Below are 14,868 nucleotides of genomic sequence, written 5' to 3' on the forward strand. Positions count from 1 at the left end.
TAAGGGTCAGTAATTCCGTTGCTGGCATCTCTGCATGCGATCGACTGGGCCCCACGACAATGCTTTTTAACAGCCCCTCTGAAACATCTCGGGTTGAAGGTCGCAATTGAGACGTACGGATGCACCACAAATCAGGCCGATTCGGACATAATGAGGGGACTTCTGTCGAGGTACTTTGAGCTGTCTGGTGTTGAGGAGGCGGACGTGGTTGTCGTAAACTCGTGCGGTGTTGTTGATATAACCGAGAGAAAGATCATCAGAAGAATCCTTGACCTGAAAAATTCGGGAAAGAAGGTTGTACTTGCGGGTTGTCTGACGAGAATAAGCGATATGGCTGTTAAACTTTCGGACTCTGCAATCTCTCCGGACAACATTGACAGGGTTGTCGATGCCGTATTTGCCTCGCTGGACGGTGGATGTTCGTTTATAGACAGAAGAGTGGTGGACAAGTCCCGGTTCTGCAGAGTAAAGAAAAGGAAAAAGGAGAATGCAATCGCCATAATATCCATCTCAGAAGGCTGTACAGGTGCCTGCAGTTTCTGCGCTACAAAATTTGCAAGAGGGAGGTTGAGGAGCTTTTCACTGGACGGCATAGTGGAAGAGGTCGAGAGGATCGTGAAGGAGGGTTACAGAGAAATTCAGCTCACATCTCAGGATACAGGAGCTTACGGGCTTGACAAAGGTAAATTCATGCTTCCTGAGTTGCTGGAGAGGATTTCCAGCGTGAAAGGGGACTTCAGAGTTAGAGTGGGGATGATGAACCCGCAGCATGCCGTGAAAATACTGGACGATCTGATCAACGCCTTCAGCAGCGAGAAGATATACAAGTTCCTGCACATCCCGGTACAGAGTGGAGACAACTCCGTACTGCAGCACATGAACAGGGGACATACGGTTGAAGACTACGTGGAGGTTGTTGAGGCGTTCAGGAAGAGCTTCGATGATGTCCTGGTTTCTACCGACATAATAGTGGGCTATCCTGCAGAAACCGAAGACGCCTTCTGGAAAAGCTACGAACTTTTAAGGGAAACGAGGCCGGACATAGTCAATATAACCAGGTTCTCACCCAGAAAGGGGACTCCTGCAGCAAAGTGTAGGGATATTCCAGGATGGATAAAGAAGGAGAGATCACGGAAGCTCACGGAACTGGTGAGGGAAATAGGCCTTGAGAACAACAGGAGGTTTCTGGGAAAAAGGCTGAAGGTTCTGGTGACGAAAAAGGGTAAGGATAACACGGTTCTGGCAAGAACGAACTCGTACAGAGCGGTGATAACGCAGGGTAATGTGGGAGAATTCAGGGATGTCGAGATAACCGATTGCAGGTTCAACTACTTAAAGGGAAGACCTGCAGAAAGTAAACAATGATCGGGGCAACTATAAGTGCCGGTAGCATATTTCCGACTTTCAGCTTCTTTATCTCCAGCAGGTTGATTCCTATTCCCATGATCAGCAGACCTCCGGTCGCTGTGAACTCGTTGATGATGCTTTCCGTAACCATTCCGCTTATCTTCACCGCCATCAGTGCAAAAAACCCCTGATAGACCAGAATGCTGAGACTTGAGAAGACCACACCAGCACCCAAAGCTGATGCAAGGGCGATCGATGCTATCCCGTCGAGCATGGATTTTGCAAGAAGAATCGATATATCCCCTGTCAGACCTTCCTGAATCGGGCCAAGTATTGCCATCGGACCCACGCAGTAGAGGAGGGTTGCAGCAACAAATCCCTCCGAAAATTTTCCCTTCCCTAACCTCCTCTCCACCCTCCTCCCGAAACTCTCAAGTACTCCCTCTATGTCAGCAAACTCCCCCAAAACTGTGCCAGTGACTACGCTGAGTGTCGGAACAAGCACATTTTCAGTTTTTAATGCCATGGTGATTCCTATGAGCAGTACCGGCAGACCCAGAACATTCATAAGGGCATTTCTCGTACCCTCACTGAGGCGGGAGCCGGCAAGTATCCCCGCCAGAGATGCGAGAACCACCGTCGCAGCGTTGATGAGTGTTCCGAGTATCATTCCAGTCTGTTGGGATGAAATTTAATAACTTTGTCCCTCGGCTATTTTGTTCAATTCGGACTGCACTATAGCCGGCATGATGATACTCACAAGCCAGAAAACCAGAAAGTACAGCAGTGGACTCTCTCCGTTTTTCAAAACCTCTGCAAATCCCTTTGCATATCTGTAAAGCCAGTATATGTTCGCTATCGGGATTATCATAAGCCAGCATGTAGGTATGTCCGCACCGAGGCTGTTCAGCTCCCTCTTCGTCGCCACAGTCCAGTATATAAAATATATGCCGAGCGTCACAATGCCCAGCAGGTATACCTTTATCAGGCTTCTTTTTGTCACCATACAGCCCCTTATAGTCTGGGCTTAATAAGTTTGCGGTAATGTGACACATTCTTTTAAGTTACTCAACAGTCACACTCTTCGCAAGATTTCTTGGCTTGTCGATCTCGCAACCTCTGAGTCTCGCAACGTGGTATGCGAAGAGCTGTAAAGCAACTGAGTGGGTTATGGGTGCCAGAATCGGATCTATTGCGGGAGTTCTTATTACATCATCGGCAAAGGCTTCTATCTCGACATCTTCGTCGCAAACGGCAATAATTTTCGAGTCTCTCGCCTTTATCTCCTTCAGGTTTCCCAGCATGGATTCAAACGTTTCATCTTTAACAACGCATGCTACAACAGGGGTTTTCTCTCCGAGAAGAGCAAAAGGGCCATGTTTCAGCTCACCCGCCGGATAACCTTCGGCGTGTATGTAGGAGATCTCCTTGAGCTTCAAAGCTCCTTCCAGAGCAACAGGATAGCCTATACCTCTTCCAACGTACATGATGTTCTCGTAACCTGCATAACGTCTTGCGAGAGACAGTATTTCATCCTCTCTGTCAAGAATCTGCCTTATCTTTTGCGGCATTAGCCTCAACTGATCCAGTATTTCTTCGAGCTCCCTTTTCGGTACTGCCGAGAGCTTCAGAGCTATCAGGTAGAGCACAATGAGCTGTGCTATGAATGTCTTTGTGGCTGCAACGCCTATTTCCGGTCCGGCTCTTGTGTATACGGTGTAGTCCGCAACCCTTGTCGCTGTGCTGCCCAGAACATTTGTGATTGCCAGTATCTTCATTCCGAGCTTTTTGCCCCTCCTCATCGCTTCGAGAGTGTCTGCAGTCTCTCCGGATTGCGTTATGCCGATCACAAGGGTTCTTGAGAGTGGAGGCGGGTGGTAGTTGAACTCTGAAGCGTACTCAACCCTTACCGGAATTCCGGCAAACTTCTCAATCAGGTACTTGCCCACAAGACCCGCATGGTATGAGGTGCCACACGCCACAATGAGAATGTCCGAGATTCCAGCGAAAAATCCGGCATCTATCTCAATGTCATCCCTCAGATACTCAATCAGCGTATCCTCAACAACTCTCGGATTCTCATGGATCTCCTTGAGCATGAAGTGCTCGTATCCACCTTTCTCCGCATCCTCAATGCTCCACGGTACGAGTTCAGCTTTTCTCTCAACCCTTTTTCCATTACTGTAGATCTCAAAGCCGTTTTTGTCAACGATGACCACATCCCCGTCCTCGAGATAAACGACCCTGTTCGTGTACTCCAGTACTGCCGGAACGTCTGAAGCAAGAAAGATCTCCCCATCCCCAACTCCGAGAATTAGCGGACTCTTGTACCTGCATGCAACAAGTTTGTCCTCCCCGGCATGTACGGCGACAAAGGCGTAGGAACCTTCAAGTTCATCCACAACCTTAAAAACAGCCTTCTCGAAATCACGGCTCTTCATATACTCCTCGATCAGATGTGGAATTACCTCCGTGTCGGTCTCGGACCTGAACTCATGGCCATTCCTTTCCAGCTCCTCCCTCAGGATCTGAAAGTTCGAGATTATCCCGTTATGCACAACTGCAATCTTCCCGCTGCAGTCCATGTGGGGATGGGCATTGACCTCCGAGGGCTTGCCGTGCGTTGCCCACCTTGTATGCCCCACACCGATACCTGAATCCGCCAGATTGATGTCATCCACGCTCCCTATCCCCCCCACTCTCTTGAAGACCTTCAGTTCCCCCCCATCACTGATCGCCAGACCCCACGAGTCGTAGCCACGATATTCTAGCCTCTTCAATGATGACACTATAACTCTGTCAGCCCTCCTGAAGCCGATGTAACCAACAATTCCGCACATGCTCCCACCTTAGAGTACTGTGGAATCGTCAGGTATCTTTCCACTCAGCACCCTGTTTGATGCGACTTTGCTGTTGTTACCGACTATAGCCCCTCCCTCCGCTACAACGTTCGCCCCTATCATGCAGTTCTCTCCTATGAAGGCCCCAGCTCTGATTCTATGCACCTCATCACCCATAACGACCTCAGTCTCATCGCTCACCGCCGTAAACCCTGCCTTTATCACACAACCACTGTCTATCACCGAGTCCTTTATACAGGAGTGGGGGCCTATGATAACATTATCCCCAATCACCGAATTCTCTATGTACGCAAATGCGCCGATTCTAACATTATCGCCGATTGACGAAAAACTCTTTATCACCGCATTCTGTCCGATATCGCAGTTCTCACCGACCATGGACTTTTCAACGTAGGCTCCAAACCTAACCACCGAGTTTCTGCCAACAACTGAACTGACAATTTCCGCCTTCTCCACCCTCCCTGCCGTTATCGTTCCGTTTACATTCATTGCCAGCTCATTAACCCTGATGATGTCCCACGGATAAACTATATCCAGCCACTTTCCGGACTCAACAGCCCTGAACTCGTATCCATCATCAATCATCTCATTTATAACATCCGGTATGTCGTTATGGCGAATATATTCGAAGATTTCACTTCCGAACATGTAAATACCGGTGTTGAGAAGGTTGGATATTGCCTCTTTCGGCTTTTCCACAATCCTCCTAATCCTCTCACCTTCAAGCTCAAGAACTCCGTATTTTGAAAATTCCTCGGACACCCTGTAGGCAACACTCCATTTCTCCAGCCTCTTTATTGTTCCAGGATCGATTATGTTGTCTCCCGAGACAACAACAAAGTCCCCATCAACGAATTTCTCTGCCTGCTTCAAAGCGTTTGCTGTGCCGATCTGCCTCTCCTGAATGGCGTATTTTATTTTTACACCCCATTTGCTTCCATCACCAAAGTAATCCATCACCCTGCTCTTTCTGTAACCAACAACGATAATAAGATCCCTTATTCCAGCTCTGGAAAGTGATTCAACAACATATTCAAGAATGGGTTTATTTCCAACCTTAATCATAACCTTCGGCTTGTTCACGGTGAAGGGTCTTAACCTCTGCCCCTCCCCCGCAGCCAGGATTACAGCTTTCATAACCACACCTCACATAACTCTCGAGAATGGCTCAACAAAACCACCAACAACCCTTCCCGGACCGATCAGAACGTCATTGCCTATCATCGTCCCGACGTTTATCGAAACGTTTATCCCGGTTTTGACGTTATCGCCGATTACAGCCCCGAACTTCTTCAATCCGGTGTCCTCTTTTTTCCCCCTGACGCTCACGACAATATTCCTCTCATCCAGCCTGAGATTGGCAATTTTAGTCCCGGCCCCAAGGTTGCAGTTCTCCCCTACAACGGAATCGCCAACGTAGTTCAGGTGAGGAACCTTGGTTCCGGACATGATGATCGAATTTTTAATTTCCACAGCATTGCCAATATGACAGCCATCACCAATTGCCGTGTACGGCCTAATGTAGCAATTCGGACCTATTCTGCAGTTCTCTCCGATGATCGCAGGGCCAACGATGTAGCTGCCAGCCATCACAACTGTATTCTCCCCGATAATGACGTTGCCCTTAATCACCGCCCCCTCCTCAACCTCCCCATCAACTCTCCTCTTTATTCTGGCCAATAAAGCCTTATTCGCCTTCAGCAAATCCCATGGGTAGCCAACGTCTATCCAGCTTTCGACTTTCACCGCTCTGAACTTCATTCCGCCATTAATTGCCATCGTTATCGTGTCCGTTATTTCATACTCACCCCTTTCGGAAAGGGGCGTTTTTCTGAGACAATCCACGATCCTGCTGTCGAAATGGTAGATTCCAGCGTTTATCAGATTTGTAGGGGGACTTTCGGGTTTTTCAATAATTCTCCTGATGAACCCATTCTCCAGCTCAACAACACCGAAACTGGATGGATTGGAAACCTCCACAACAGCCACGGAATTCTTCTGTTCGACTATTTTCCTCAAATCATCTTCAAAAACGATGGCATCGCCGTTAAGCATGATGAATTCTTCCTCCAAAAGATGTTCTGCTGAGAGCAGGGCATTTGCCGTGCCGAGCTGTCTTGTCTGCCGGACATATCTTATCCTCACACCCTCAAACTCCCCGCCAAAATGATTTCTCACAGTCTCGTCCCGGTATCCAACAACCATAACAACGTCGTCAATTCCGGTGTTGATGAGATTCTCAAGCAGGTGCTGAAGGATTGGCCTGTTGGCTACGGGCAGCATCACCTTCGGTTTTGTGTAAGTTAGGGGCCTCATTCTTGTTCCTTCTCCTGCTGCAAGGATTACAGCCTGCACGGAGATAGTCTTTACTTACTCAGTTAAAAAATTAACGTAGAACAATTAATAAATAGTCCGGACATCAAGACTGTTTTGTGAGGGCAAAGATAGAGGTCGTTGAAGTTTCTGGAAAATGTGCGGCGGGATACAAGGTCGGTGATACCTTCTACCTGAGGGATTTTCTGATCGAGGCGGATATTCCTGTCTGCATCCATGCGATTTACTCTGTCGGTCATGTGGCGTATACCCTGACCCATGCCGGTAAATTCAGGACTGAGGGGGAGATATTCCTGTCCTGTCCGGACCCCGGTAAACCTCACGGAGAGGGGAAAGTAACATTCAGAATAGAGGTGAGCGAATGATTCCCGCTGCCAACGAACAGGAATCTCCGAAATCGGTACGGGATTCATCCATCCTGAAGGGTCAGTAAAGGGGTGAAATCATGATCTTCGGGGTGATAGGTGTTGGAAACATGGGTAAAAACCATGTAAGGGTCCTTACGGAGATAAAAAAGGTTGAGGAGGTTGTAGTATACGATGCCAATCCCACCCGGGCAAAGGAGGTTGCAGATGCCTACGAGGTCAGCACTGCCGAGTCTATGGACTCGCTCCTCAGGGAGGTCGATGCTGTAAGCATTTGTTCCCCCACGAGCCTACACTTTCACCACATAAAAAGAGCCGTTGATTCGGGAAAGCACGTACTGGTTGAGAAGCCGATAACTTCCAGCTATGATGAGGCCCGGAAAGTTCTGGAAATGGTTGAAGGAAAAGACTTTGTTTTCGGTGTTGGGCATATTGAGAGGTTCAATCCTGTGGTTTCTGAGCTGGTCAGAGTTGGGGTTGATGCTGTTTATGTGGAGATGAAAAGGCACAATCCCGCCTCGATAAGAATGGAGGACTCCACGGTTGTGGAGGACCTGATGATACACGATATAGATATTCTCTTTAACGTTCTCTTCCCGGATGTCGAGGATTTCAGAATATCCTCTGCCGGAACCAGGAGCGTCGTGCAGGTTTTAATCAACTCTGGAGATTCTGTTGCATCTCTCTCGGCAAGCAGAATTTCTTCAAAGAAAATCAGAAGACTGTACATCGAGAACGAGAATTTCACAGTTGAGGGGGACCTCATGACCCAGGAGATGTACATATACAGAAGACCGGCAGTTTACAAAACAATCAACGAGAAGTATCTGCAGGAAAATGTGATTGAGAAAGTTCTTATCAACAAGATTGAACCCCTTAAGGTTGAGCTTAAAGCTTTCGTGGATGCTGTTGAGGGCAAACAGGACTTTCCGGTTACTGCAGAGCAGGCTGTCAAAAATCTGAAAATCTGTGAGATTATAAAAAAGGACATCAGGCTTTAAAATTGCATTTGAAAACCGATGCTAGATTAACCCCATCTCCCTAACTTTCTCAATAACTGCCCCCACTTCTTCCTCAACACTCAGTCTGTCCGTATCCAGAACAAGCTCAGGATTTTCGGGCTCCTCGTACTCGCCATCAAGCCCGGTCAAGCCCTTTATTTCCCCATTAAGAGCTCTTCTGTACAGACCTTTGGGGTCCCTTCTTATCCTCTCCTCCAGAGAACATCTAAGGTAAACTTCAACAAATTTTCCTATCTCTTTCCTTGCATATTCCCTCCATCTCCTGTAAGGGGCAATTACTGCCACTATGGTTATGACGCCGTTCTTGGCCAGCAGTTTCGCCATCTCCACAACCACTCTGTTGTGCATCTCCCTTTCCTCTTTGCTGAATCCCAGGTCGGGATAAAGCCTGCTCCTTATCCCATCTCCATCCAGAACCTCCACTGCATAACCCAGCGACTGAAATTCCTCCGCCAGAGCCTTTGCAAGGGTCGTTTTCCCAGCCCCGCTCGGGCCGGTAAGCCACACCACGAACATCACTACACTATCAAACTTCGGCCTCTTAAACCTTCTGCGCTCAGACCAAACAGGGAAAGAATCGTGGGGGCGACATCGTATATGCTGCACTCAACAATCCTGCTCCCTTTCATTTCCGGCGTGTGCAGGGCAAAAACTCCGTATTCGGAGTGGACAGCGTCATCCGGGCCGGTGTCATTCTCCAGCAGGTAGTTGCTCTCCCATCCGAGTGTTCCCGCAGCCCTCCAGTACAGATTATCAAAGTACACCATCATATCCGGCTTATCCCCATTTGTAACCGGGTAAATTTCCTCGGGATAGTAAACCCTCGTTTCCCATTTTTCCCCATCCGGCCCCCTGATCGACTTTACTGCCTCAGCCACCTCATCCCTAACCATGTCATACTCTGAAGAGCTCACAACACCCCTGGACTCTCTGCCCCTGACGTTCAGGAAAATTCTGGCATAGTATCCACCCCATGCCCAGGCAGTGGTGTTTTTCCAGTCCACTTCGAGCTGTTCGAATCTTACGATCCTGCCATTCTCGTAGCTGGCTTTGAGCATGCCCTCCTGAATTAGCCACTGGTTCACGGCAAAGGCACCCTTCATCCTTTTTACACCGTGATCGGAGACCACCATTACTGCCGTCTCTTCATCAAGCAGCTTCAGAGTTCTGCCAATCTCCCTGTCCAGCAGCCTGTAGTAATTGCGAATAACGTTTTTGTAGGAACTGTTAGGCTCGTACAGATGATGGTTCTCGTCAAAATACTTCCAGAAGGCGTGATGAATCCTGTCAAGACCTATTTCGACGAACCAGAACAGATCCCAGTCCTTGGTTTCGATCATGTGCCTTACCACTTCAAATCTTTTCTCGGTCATCTCCCATATCCTGTCTCTAACCTCTCCCCTGTTCTCCTTGCGAAAAACAACGTCAAAGATATACTCCCCCACAACCTTCTCGATCTCGGACTTGAGACTTGATGGATAGGTGTAATTTACGGAAGAGTCAGGAGTAATGAAGCAGCCGACCATCCAGCCATTTACCTTCCTGGGTGGGTAGGATGGAGGTATTCCCAGCAAAAAAGACTTCAACCCTTTCTCTGCAAGATAATCCCACACAGCCCTTTCCCTGACCATCAGGCTGTGAGCAATCCAGATATCCCTGTAGCTGTTCTTCTTCCTATGCCTGAAACCATACAGACCGAGCTCACCCGGTGTTTTTCCGGTAGCCATGCACATCCAGGCCGGGATGGTTATGGCAGGTATGCAGCTTTTCATCGGACCCATGATTGATCCAGAGAGCAGCCTTTTCAGGTTTGGCAGGTCATCAATAAACTCGTGAAAGAGAAGTTCCGGTGGTGCAGAATCGAGACCGATGATGAAAAGCTTCATGTCAATCGAGATATCCCAGAGCTCTCAGCCTCTCCTTAACCTTCTCTTCCTCTTCCTCACTGAAAACCTCCTCTTCCTCCTCTTCCTCCAGACTCGCCAGAACCTCTCTCAAAACGTAGGTTACGTATTCGTCCACGGAGCCGAAGTCCGTGTCCTTTATCCTCTCTTCGATTCTGGTGTAAACGTCTTCGGGTATGCTGATTGTTCTCTCGCTCATGCATGGCGTTTCGTGAGGGGAATTAATAAAGGTTTTTCTAATTTGATTTAATGCTACCCGACCGACATGATAACCGTTCTGGACAGCAATGCTTTATAACATACTGTATTTACCGTTTTTGTGAAACTTGCGAGAAAGGTGGCAAGAAACGCAATATACAACACTTCAGCCTTGATAGTTGGGAGTGTCTCGGGCCTTTTCCTCACCATCATTCTTGCAAGGGTTATGAAACCCGAACAGTTTGGTATTTACAGCCTTGCACTGTCCATCGCCATGGTTTCAATCGCCCTTGCAAACCTCGGTGTTGATGCGGGTGTTGTCAGGTATACTGCATATCACGCAGGTAGAGGGGATCTGGCCAAAATCAGGGGGAACTTCAGGTACTTTCTCAAGATCAAGACCGTTCTGGCCTTTTCAATTTCTGCATTACTGGCCGCTCTTTCCGGGCAGATCGCCTCATTCTTCGGAAATGAGAGTCTGACTCTACCAATTGCCTTTGCAGGAGTGATCGTCCTTTTTGCCTCGTTTACGAATATTCTGAACGCTTTTTTTATGGGTCTGCAGGAATTCAAATACAGCTTTCTGAGACAGGTGGTTTATGAGATTTCCAGATGGGCGTTTGTTTTACCACTGGGCATTGCCTATCTTGCTGCCGGAGCTTTAGCCGGATTTTCCATGGCATATGCCATGGCGTTTATATTTCTGCTCTATGTTTTGAGTTCCAGATACAGAGAATACGTTTGCGGTGAAACTGCCGTCAGGGATGAAAGAGTCAACGTTTTCATGGGTTTTATGACTCTGGCGAATATATCCGGAATGATTTACGCATATGTGGACAGCATCATGATAGGATACTTTCTGGGTACAACGGATGTGGGCTACTACCGGGCAGCTTACGTTCCGGTTTTTGCTGTTGTTGGAATGATCTCATCTTTTGGGGGTGTCATGTTTCCAACTTACACCCAGATGGGACTTGAGGAGATAAGAGCATCTTTCAGCAGGATTTTGAGGTATACATCCATCATCGCCTTTCCCCTGATGGTCACAATTGCCTATCTATCCGAACAGATTGTAACAGTCGTCTATGGTGTTGATTACCTTCCCGCCGATCTGCCGATGAAAATACTGGCTCTTGCACTAATTCCGGGCGCCTTCAGTTATCTCGGGTCCATATTCAGCGCCAAAGAAAGGCCCGAGATTCCTGCCACGCTGATTACGGTAAGCATGGTGCTCAACGTCATCCTGAACTATGTTCTGATAACTGCAATAGGTATCGCCGGAGCGGCGATTGCAACAGTTGTTTCGAGGTTCTTTGTTCTGCTTGCCACCATTTTCCTACTCCACACAGTGTTCAGGATTGTCCCGAATTTCAGGGCAACCCTAAAGCCTCTGTTTGCTGCATCTGTTATGTTCGCTGTGCTGTACGCATTTCCGAAACCTGAGACGCTGATATACGGGCTGGTAGAGATTGCTTTAGCGGTATGCGTGTATACTGCGGTGATTTTTCTTATCAAAGGTGTGAGCAAAGAGGATGTTGAGTTCTTAAAAGATGTTTTCAGATGAGAAATGGGGTAGCGAAGAGAGAGAAATGAGAGGCAATATCCTTTTAAATGCTGCATATTTAAACTTTGAAAGATGAATGTGCTGGTCACAGGAGCATCAGGACAGATAGGTTCGTATGTCCTGGAACTGCTTTCAGAGGAGCACAACGTGGTGGGTGTGGATCTGAAGCACTATCCATTTGGAGAGGAGTTTGTGGATATGGTGGTTACGGGGGATTTGAGGAGTTACTTTACTGTCAGAGAAATGGTCGAAAAGGTGGATGCTGTGATTCACCTGGCTGCGCAGGTTTCTGTTGAGAGAAGCTGGATGGATCCGGTTTATGATGCTAAAAACAATATAATTTCGACGATAAACCTCCTTAAAGCGAGTTCTGAAAGCAAAGTGAAAAAATTCATCTACATTTCATCAGCAGCAGTTTACGGCAATCCACTGTATGTGCCGATTGATGAGAACCATCCAACAAATCCAATTTCTCCATACGGTGTGAGTAAACTGGCAGGAGAACACTACGTGAAAATTTACATTGAAAAAATGCACGTGAACATCGTCAGACCCTTTAATGTCTATTCAGAAAGAATGGATCCGAGAAACCCATACTCCGGCGTTATAGCCAAATTCATCGAAAGAGCGAAGAAGGGGCTGCCTCCGGTGATCTACGGAGATGGAGAGCAGACGAGAGATTTCATACATGCAAGGGATGTGGCGATGGCAATTAAAGCTGTGTTGGATGAGGGGAGAAACGGAGAGGTCTACAATATCGGAACGGGAAAGGAGACATCAATTCTGGAGCTGGCGAAAATGGTCATGGAAGCTTTCAGAATTGATGAGGAACCGGTGTTCGATAAGGAAAGGGAGGGGGACATAATGAGGAGCTGTGCAGACATTTCTAAGACCAGAGCGTTGGGATTCGAGCCAAAGACAGAGTTAGCGAGTTTCATAAAGGACTTTATGACAATTTGAACTTACAACTTAATTAAAGGGAAAATTAAAGTTTGGAACTAATCTTTCTAACAGTACTTTTGAGTTTTACCTGTTTTAGGTATTTTTTGACATCACGAATTAAAAGTTCCTTGACATCTTCTGCGATCTCAATCTCTGGATCGTAAGATTTTACGTATTCAAGAACACCATCTCTGACGTTGTATATGCCTTTGTATGGGCCGTGGTATACAGCTATGCGGTGCTTTTCGAGATGCTCAATGTTGCGGCGTTCTTCTTCCGTGTTAACTTTTCCAACATATCCTGGACTGAATACTTCAGAATAGACCGGACCGTATGAATATTGAAATTTCCATACATTTGAGTTTATAAAAGCTTTAAGTGTGTAAAAAACATCTTTCAGTGAGATCCAACAATAAGAACTAGAATCTCGCTCAAATCTACCATCTTTTGGCACTCTAACGTAAAGTGGGACCTTAATTAATTCATCGTGCAAAAAAACCCCATGACCTATTTGATTGTGTTCTCCCAGTAATTGGCCATGATCACTAGTTATTATAACGATACTTTTTAAAATTAATCCTTTATCTACAAGCCATTTTAGAGTTTTTTCGAGTCTAGGTATAAGATACATTATTTCATTTTGGTATTCATTTTGGAGCTTTATGGCTAATTTTGAAGGAATTTTCGTATTTTGTTTTAAAACTCTTAATCTTAATGTTGCGAAATCAACACCTCTGTACGGTTCGTGAGTTTCCATCAGGTTGACAAACATGAAAATTGGTTCATTTATATCCTTAAATACACGTACACTAGCCTTAAGATACTCATCAACTCCTTTATTAAGAGGCCATTTTTTAAATCTAACAAAAAATTTTCTATATAAATGGGTAGTGCCTTTCGAAATAACATTAAATTTTAATCGTTGACAAAACACTTTTCCGATAGGTAATATGTTGTAATATTCATTGAAAAAATTAAATCCCATTTCCGGAGATATCCACTGATTTGCAGAAACAAGAACCATTTTATATCCTGAGAGTGTCTTAAAAATTGTTTTTTTATTAATCTTTTGTATTTTACAAGGATATATTTTAAATTCAATTGGCTCTTGGTATGCAAAAAAAGGCTCGTGAACTCCATGCTCACTAGGATACATTCCAGTAAACATAGATACATGACTGGGTATTGTCCACGGAGCAGGAGCTATAACGTTCTCATACCTGACAAATCCGTATTTCTTTAATACGTCCCAGATAGGCCCAGAGTAGTCATCTCTAAGAGTATCCAATACAATCCAGATGATGTTGGGACGGTCACCCATTCTTGTTCCCCCCATACAGTATTCTCTTAGGCTTATCGTTATCAAAAATACCTCTCAGGCCATCCAGATAAGCTGATGTTACGAAAAAAATCCTACTCAGCTTGTGATCGTCAAAAAGAAGAATTCCACCAATTATTAATAGGTAATTAGTAATCAGTTTTTTGAAAAATTGTATTCTTGGAGCGTACCTATATCCGAGATACGCCCAGTTTCTATACTCGAAATATAATTTCCAGAATTTCCCATAAGGAATAACTCTCCGTTTTAAGGGACCTATTTGCTTAACCTCAGAAATTTTAGTCTCTTCTTTATGGACTATTACCGATGACGGAATCATATACACAGCACCAATTTTTATTAATCGTAAAAAGTACTCAACATCATCATACCATATAAAGAATTCACGTAGTGGAAAGCCTATACTATCTATCGCATCTTTTTTTATTAACGGGCCGACAAAAGAGGAGTGATGTATACTAATATATTTTTGAGCTTGGCTCCATAGCGCAACTCTGAATTTCAAAAAATTTCCATCGACAAAAGTACCTCTGTGACCTACAAATTTACCATTAACATTTAATTTTAAAGGCGTGACAACAACTGCATTAGGTAAATCAACATAATTTAACAACTGTTCCAAAGCATCTTTTTTGGGCTCCGCATCATCATCCATCACCCATATCCAGTCATAACCTTCTGAATATGCTCGCTTGATTCCTTCATGAAATCCACCTGCACCACCTACATCTTCGTAAAGACGCACATAAATCACCCTAATTGGCTTTCCAGAATCTGAAACGATGATGTGTCCAGTTGTCCAAGAATGGGATTTGGACTCATGTGGAGGAATTTTTTTAATATATCCCTGATCTCTGAGAGCTTCTGGGGTACCATCGGTAGATGGGCCGTCAATAATAAAAATCGCATCAGGAGGTCTTGTCTGAGTTCTAAGGGCCTTTAGGCACTCAAGCAGAAGTTTCTTCCGGTTAAACGTGACGACCACAGCAGCA

15 protein-coding genes are annotated in these 14,868 nt (G+C 45.9%); 5 read left to right on the forward strand and 10 right to left on the reverse strand.

Annotation, left to right across the window (positions count from 1 at the left end; translation table 11 throughout):
- Positions 1-93: 93 nt before the first annotated feature.
- Positions 94-1,365 carry a tRNA (N(6)-L-threonylcarbamoyladenosine(37)-C(2))-methylthiotransferase gene (locus JFQ59_RS11905; protein ID WP_202320727.1) on the forward strand — a complete coding sequence of 424 codons (1,272 nt, stop codon included), beginning with the start codon at positions 94-96 and terminating at the stop codon, positions 1,363-1,365.
- Here JFQ59_RS11905 and JFQ59_RS11910 read toward each other — a convergent pair.
- From JFQ59_RS11910 to glmU (JFQ59_RS11930), 5 genes are read right to left on the reverse strand one after another with little or no spacing between them, the layout of a single operon-like run.
- Positions 1,325-2,017: a DUF554 domain-containing protein gene (locus JFQ59_RS11910; RefSeq protein ID WP_202320728.1), complete on the reverse strand. Its 693-nt coding sequence runs from the start codon at positions 2,015-2,017 to the stop codon at positions 1,325-1,327. The two genes, JFQ59_RS11905 and JFQ59_RS11910, sit on opposite strands and share 41 nt — an antisense overlap.
- 21 nt (positions 2,018-2,038) lie before the next feature.
- On the reverse strand, positions 2,039-2,353 hold the full coding sequence (locus JFQ59_RS11915; RefSeq protein WP_202320729.1) for a DUF4234 domain-containing protein: 315 nt from the start codon (positions 2,351-2,353) through the stop codon (positions 2,039-2,041).
- Between the two features lie 58 nt (positions 2,354-2,411).
- The gene (gene glmS, locus JFQ59_RS11920; protein WP_202320730.1) at positions 2,412-4,187 is read right to left on the reverse strand and encodes a glutamine--fructose-6-phosphate transaminase (isomerizing); all 1,776 of its coding nucleotides are present in this window, start codon (positions 4,185-4,187) and stop codon (positions 2,412-2,414) included.
- A 9-nt stretch (positions 4,188-4,196) separates the two neighbouring features.
- Complete coding sequence (gene glmU, locus JFQ59_RS11925; RefSeq protein WP_202320731.1) at positions 4,197-5,345, reverse strand: bifunctional sugar-1-phosphate nucleotidylyltransferase/acetyltransferase; 1,149 nt, start codon at positions 5,343-5,345, stop codon at positions 4,197-4,199.
- 9 nt (positions 5,346-5,354) lie between these two features.
- Positions 5,355-6,563, reverse strand: coding sequence for a bifunctional sugar-1-phosphate nucleotidylyltransferase/acetyltransferase (glmU, locus tag JFQ59_RS11930; protein WP_202320732.1), 1,209 nt, complete (start codon positions 6,561-6,563; stop codon positions 5,355-5,357).
- 77 nt (positions 6,564-6,640) lie between these two features.
- Between glmU (JFQ59_RS11930) and JFQ59_RS11935 the strand changes: the two genes are divergently transcribed.
- Both JFQ59_RS11935 and JFQ59_RS11940 read left to right on the forward strand, forming a co-directional pair.
- The gene (locus JFQ59_RS11935) at positions 6,641-6,907 is read left to right on the forward strand and encodes a TIGR04076 family protein (RefSeq protein WP_202320733.1); all 267 of its coding nucleotides are present in this window, start codon (positions 6,641-6,643) and stop codon (positions 6,905-6,907) included.
- Between the two features lie 80 nt (positions 6,908-6,987).
- Positions 6,988-7,908, forward strand: a complete 921-nt coding sequence (locus tag JFQ59_RS11940) for a Gfo/Idh/MocA family protein (protein ID WP_202320734.1) — start codon at positions 6,988-6,990, stop codon at positions 7,906-7,908.
- A gap of 21 nt (positions 7,909-7,929) precedes the next feature.
- Here JFQ59_RS11940 and cysC read toward each other — a convergent pair whose 3' ends face one another.
- From cysC to JFQ59_RS11955, 3 genes are read right to left on the reverse strand one after another with little or no spacing between them, the layout of a single operon-like run.
- A complete protein-coding gene (cysC, locus tag JFQ59_RS11945) occupies positions 7,930-8,445 on the reverse strand; it encodes an adenylyl-sulfate kinase (protein WP_230972504.1) in 516 nt (171 codons plus the stop codon).
- Positions 8,446-8,447: 2 nt separating this feature from the next.
- Positions 8,448-9,815, reverse strand: coding sequence for an alkaline phosphatase family protein (locus JFQ59_RS11950; protein ID WP_202320736.1), 1,368 nt, complete (start codon positions 9,813-9,815; stop codon positions 8,448-8,450).
- A 1-nt stretch (position 9,816) separates the two neighbouring features.
- A complete protein-coding gene (locus tag JFQ59_RS11955; protein ID WP_202320737.1) occupies positions 9,817-10,032 on the reverse strand; it encodes a CopG family transcriptional regulator in 216 nt (71 codons plus the stop codon).
- Between the two features lie 120 nt (positions 10,033-10,152).
- Here JFQ59_RS11955 and JFQ59_RS12705 point away from each other — a divergent pair, with 120 nt between their 5' ends.
- Positions 10,153-11,595, forward strand: coding sequence for an oligosaccharide flippase family protein (locus tag JFQ59_RS12705; RefSeq protein WP_202320738.1), 1,443 nt, complete (start codon positions 10,153-10,155; stop codon positions 11,593-11,595).
- A 72-nt stretch (positions 11,596-11,667) separates the two neighbouring features.
- A complete protein-coding gene (locus JFQ59_RS11965; protein WP_202320739.1) occupies positions 11,668-12,555 on the forward strand; it encodes an NAD-dependent epimerase/dehydratase family protein in 888 nt (295 codons plus the stop codon).
- A gap of 25 nt (positions 12,556-12,580) precedes the next feature.
- Here JFQ59_RS11965 and JFQ59_RS11970 read toward each other — a convergent pair whose 3' ends face one another.
- Positions 12,581-13,858 (reverse strand): sulfatase-like hydrolase/transferase, encoded by a 1,278-nt coding sequence (locus JFQ59_RS11970; RefSeq protein ID WP_202320740.1) that lies wholly within the window; start codon positions 13,856-13,858, stop codon positions 12,581-12,583.
- Positions 13,851-14,861 carry a glycosyltransferase family 2 protein gene (locus JFQ59_RS11975; protein WP_202320741.1) on the reverse strand — a complete coding sequence of 337 codons (1,011 nt, stop codon included), beginning with the start codon at positions 14,859-14,861 and terminating at the stop codon, positions 13,851-13,853. Before JFQ59_RS11975 ends, JFQ59_RS11970 begins: the two co-directional genes overlap by 8 nt.
- Between the last annotated feature and the right edge of the window lie 7 nt (positions 14,862-14,868).

The sequence above is a fragment of the Archaeoglobus neptunius genome (assembly GCF_016757965.1).
Lineage (GTDB): Archaea > Halobacteriota > Archaeoglobi > Archaeoglobales > Archaeoglobaceae > Archaeoglobus > Archaeoglobus neptunius.

What these genes read in the sequence shown, in the direction of transcription:
- JFQ59_RS11910 (WP_202320728.1), bottom strand. Translation starts at nt 2,017, where the DNA reads ATGATACTCGGAACACTCATCAACGCTGCGACGGTGGTTCTCGCATCT.
- JFQ59_RS11915 (WP_202320729.1), bottom strand. Translation starts at nt 2,353, where the DNA reads ATGGTGACAAAAAGAAGCCTGATAAAGGTATACCTGCTGGGCATTGTG.
- glmS (WP_202320730.1), bottom strand. Translation starts at nt 4,187, where the DNA reads ATGTGCGGAATTGTTGGTTACATCGGCTTCAGGAGGGCTGACAGAGTT.
- glmU (WP_202320731.1), bottom strand. Translation starts at nt 5,345, where the DNA reads ATGAAAGCTGTAATCCTGGCTGCGGGGGAGGGGCAGAGGTTAAGACCC.
- JFQ59_RS11940 (WP_202320734.1), top strand. Translation starts at nt 6,988, where the DNA reads ATGATCTTCGGGGTGATAGGTGTTGGAAACATGGGTAAAAACCATGTA.
- cysC (WP_230972504.1), bottom strand. Translation starts at nt 8,445, where the DNA reads ATGTTCGTGGTGTGGCTTACCGGCCCGAGCGGGGCTGGGAAAACGACC.
- JFQ59_RS11950 (WP_202320736.1), bottom strand. Translation starts at nt 9,815, where the DNA reads ATGAAGCTTTTCATCATCGGTCTCGATTCTGCACCACCGGAACTTCTC.
- JFQ59_RS11955 (WP_202320737.1), bottom strand. Translation starts at nt 10,032, where the DNA reads ATGAGCGAGAGAACAATCAGCATACCCGAAGACGTTTACACCAGAATC.
- JFQ59_RS11965 (WP_202320739.1), top strand. Translation starts at nt 11,668, where the DNA reads ATGAATGTGCTGGTCACAGGAGCATCAGGACAGATAGGTTCGTATGTC.
- JFQ59_RS11970 (WP_202320740.1), bottom strand. Translation starts at nt 13,858, where the DNA reads ATGGGTGACCGTCCCAACATCATCTGGATTGTATTGGATACTCTTAGA.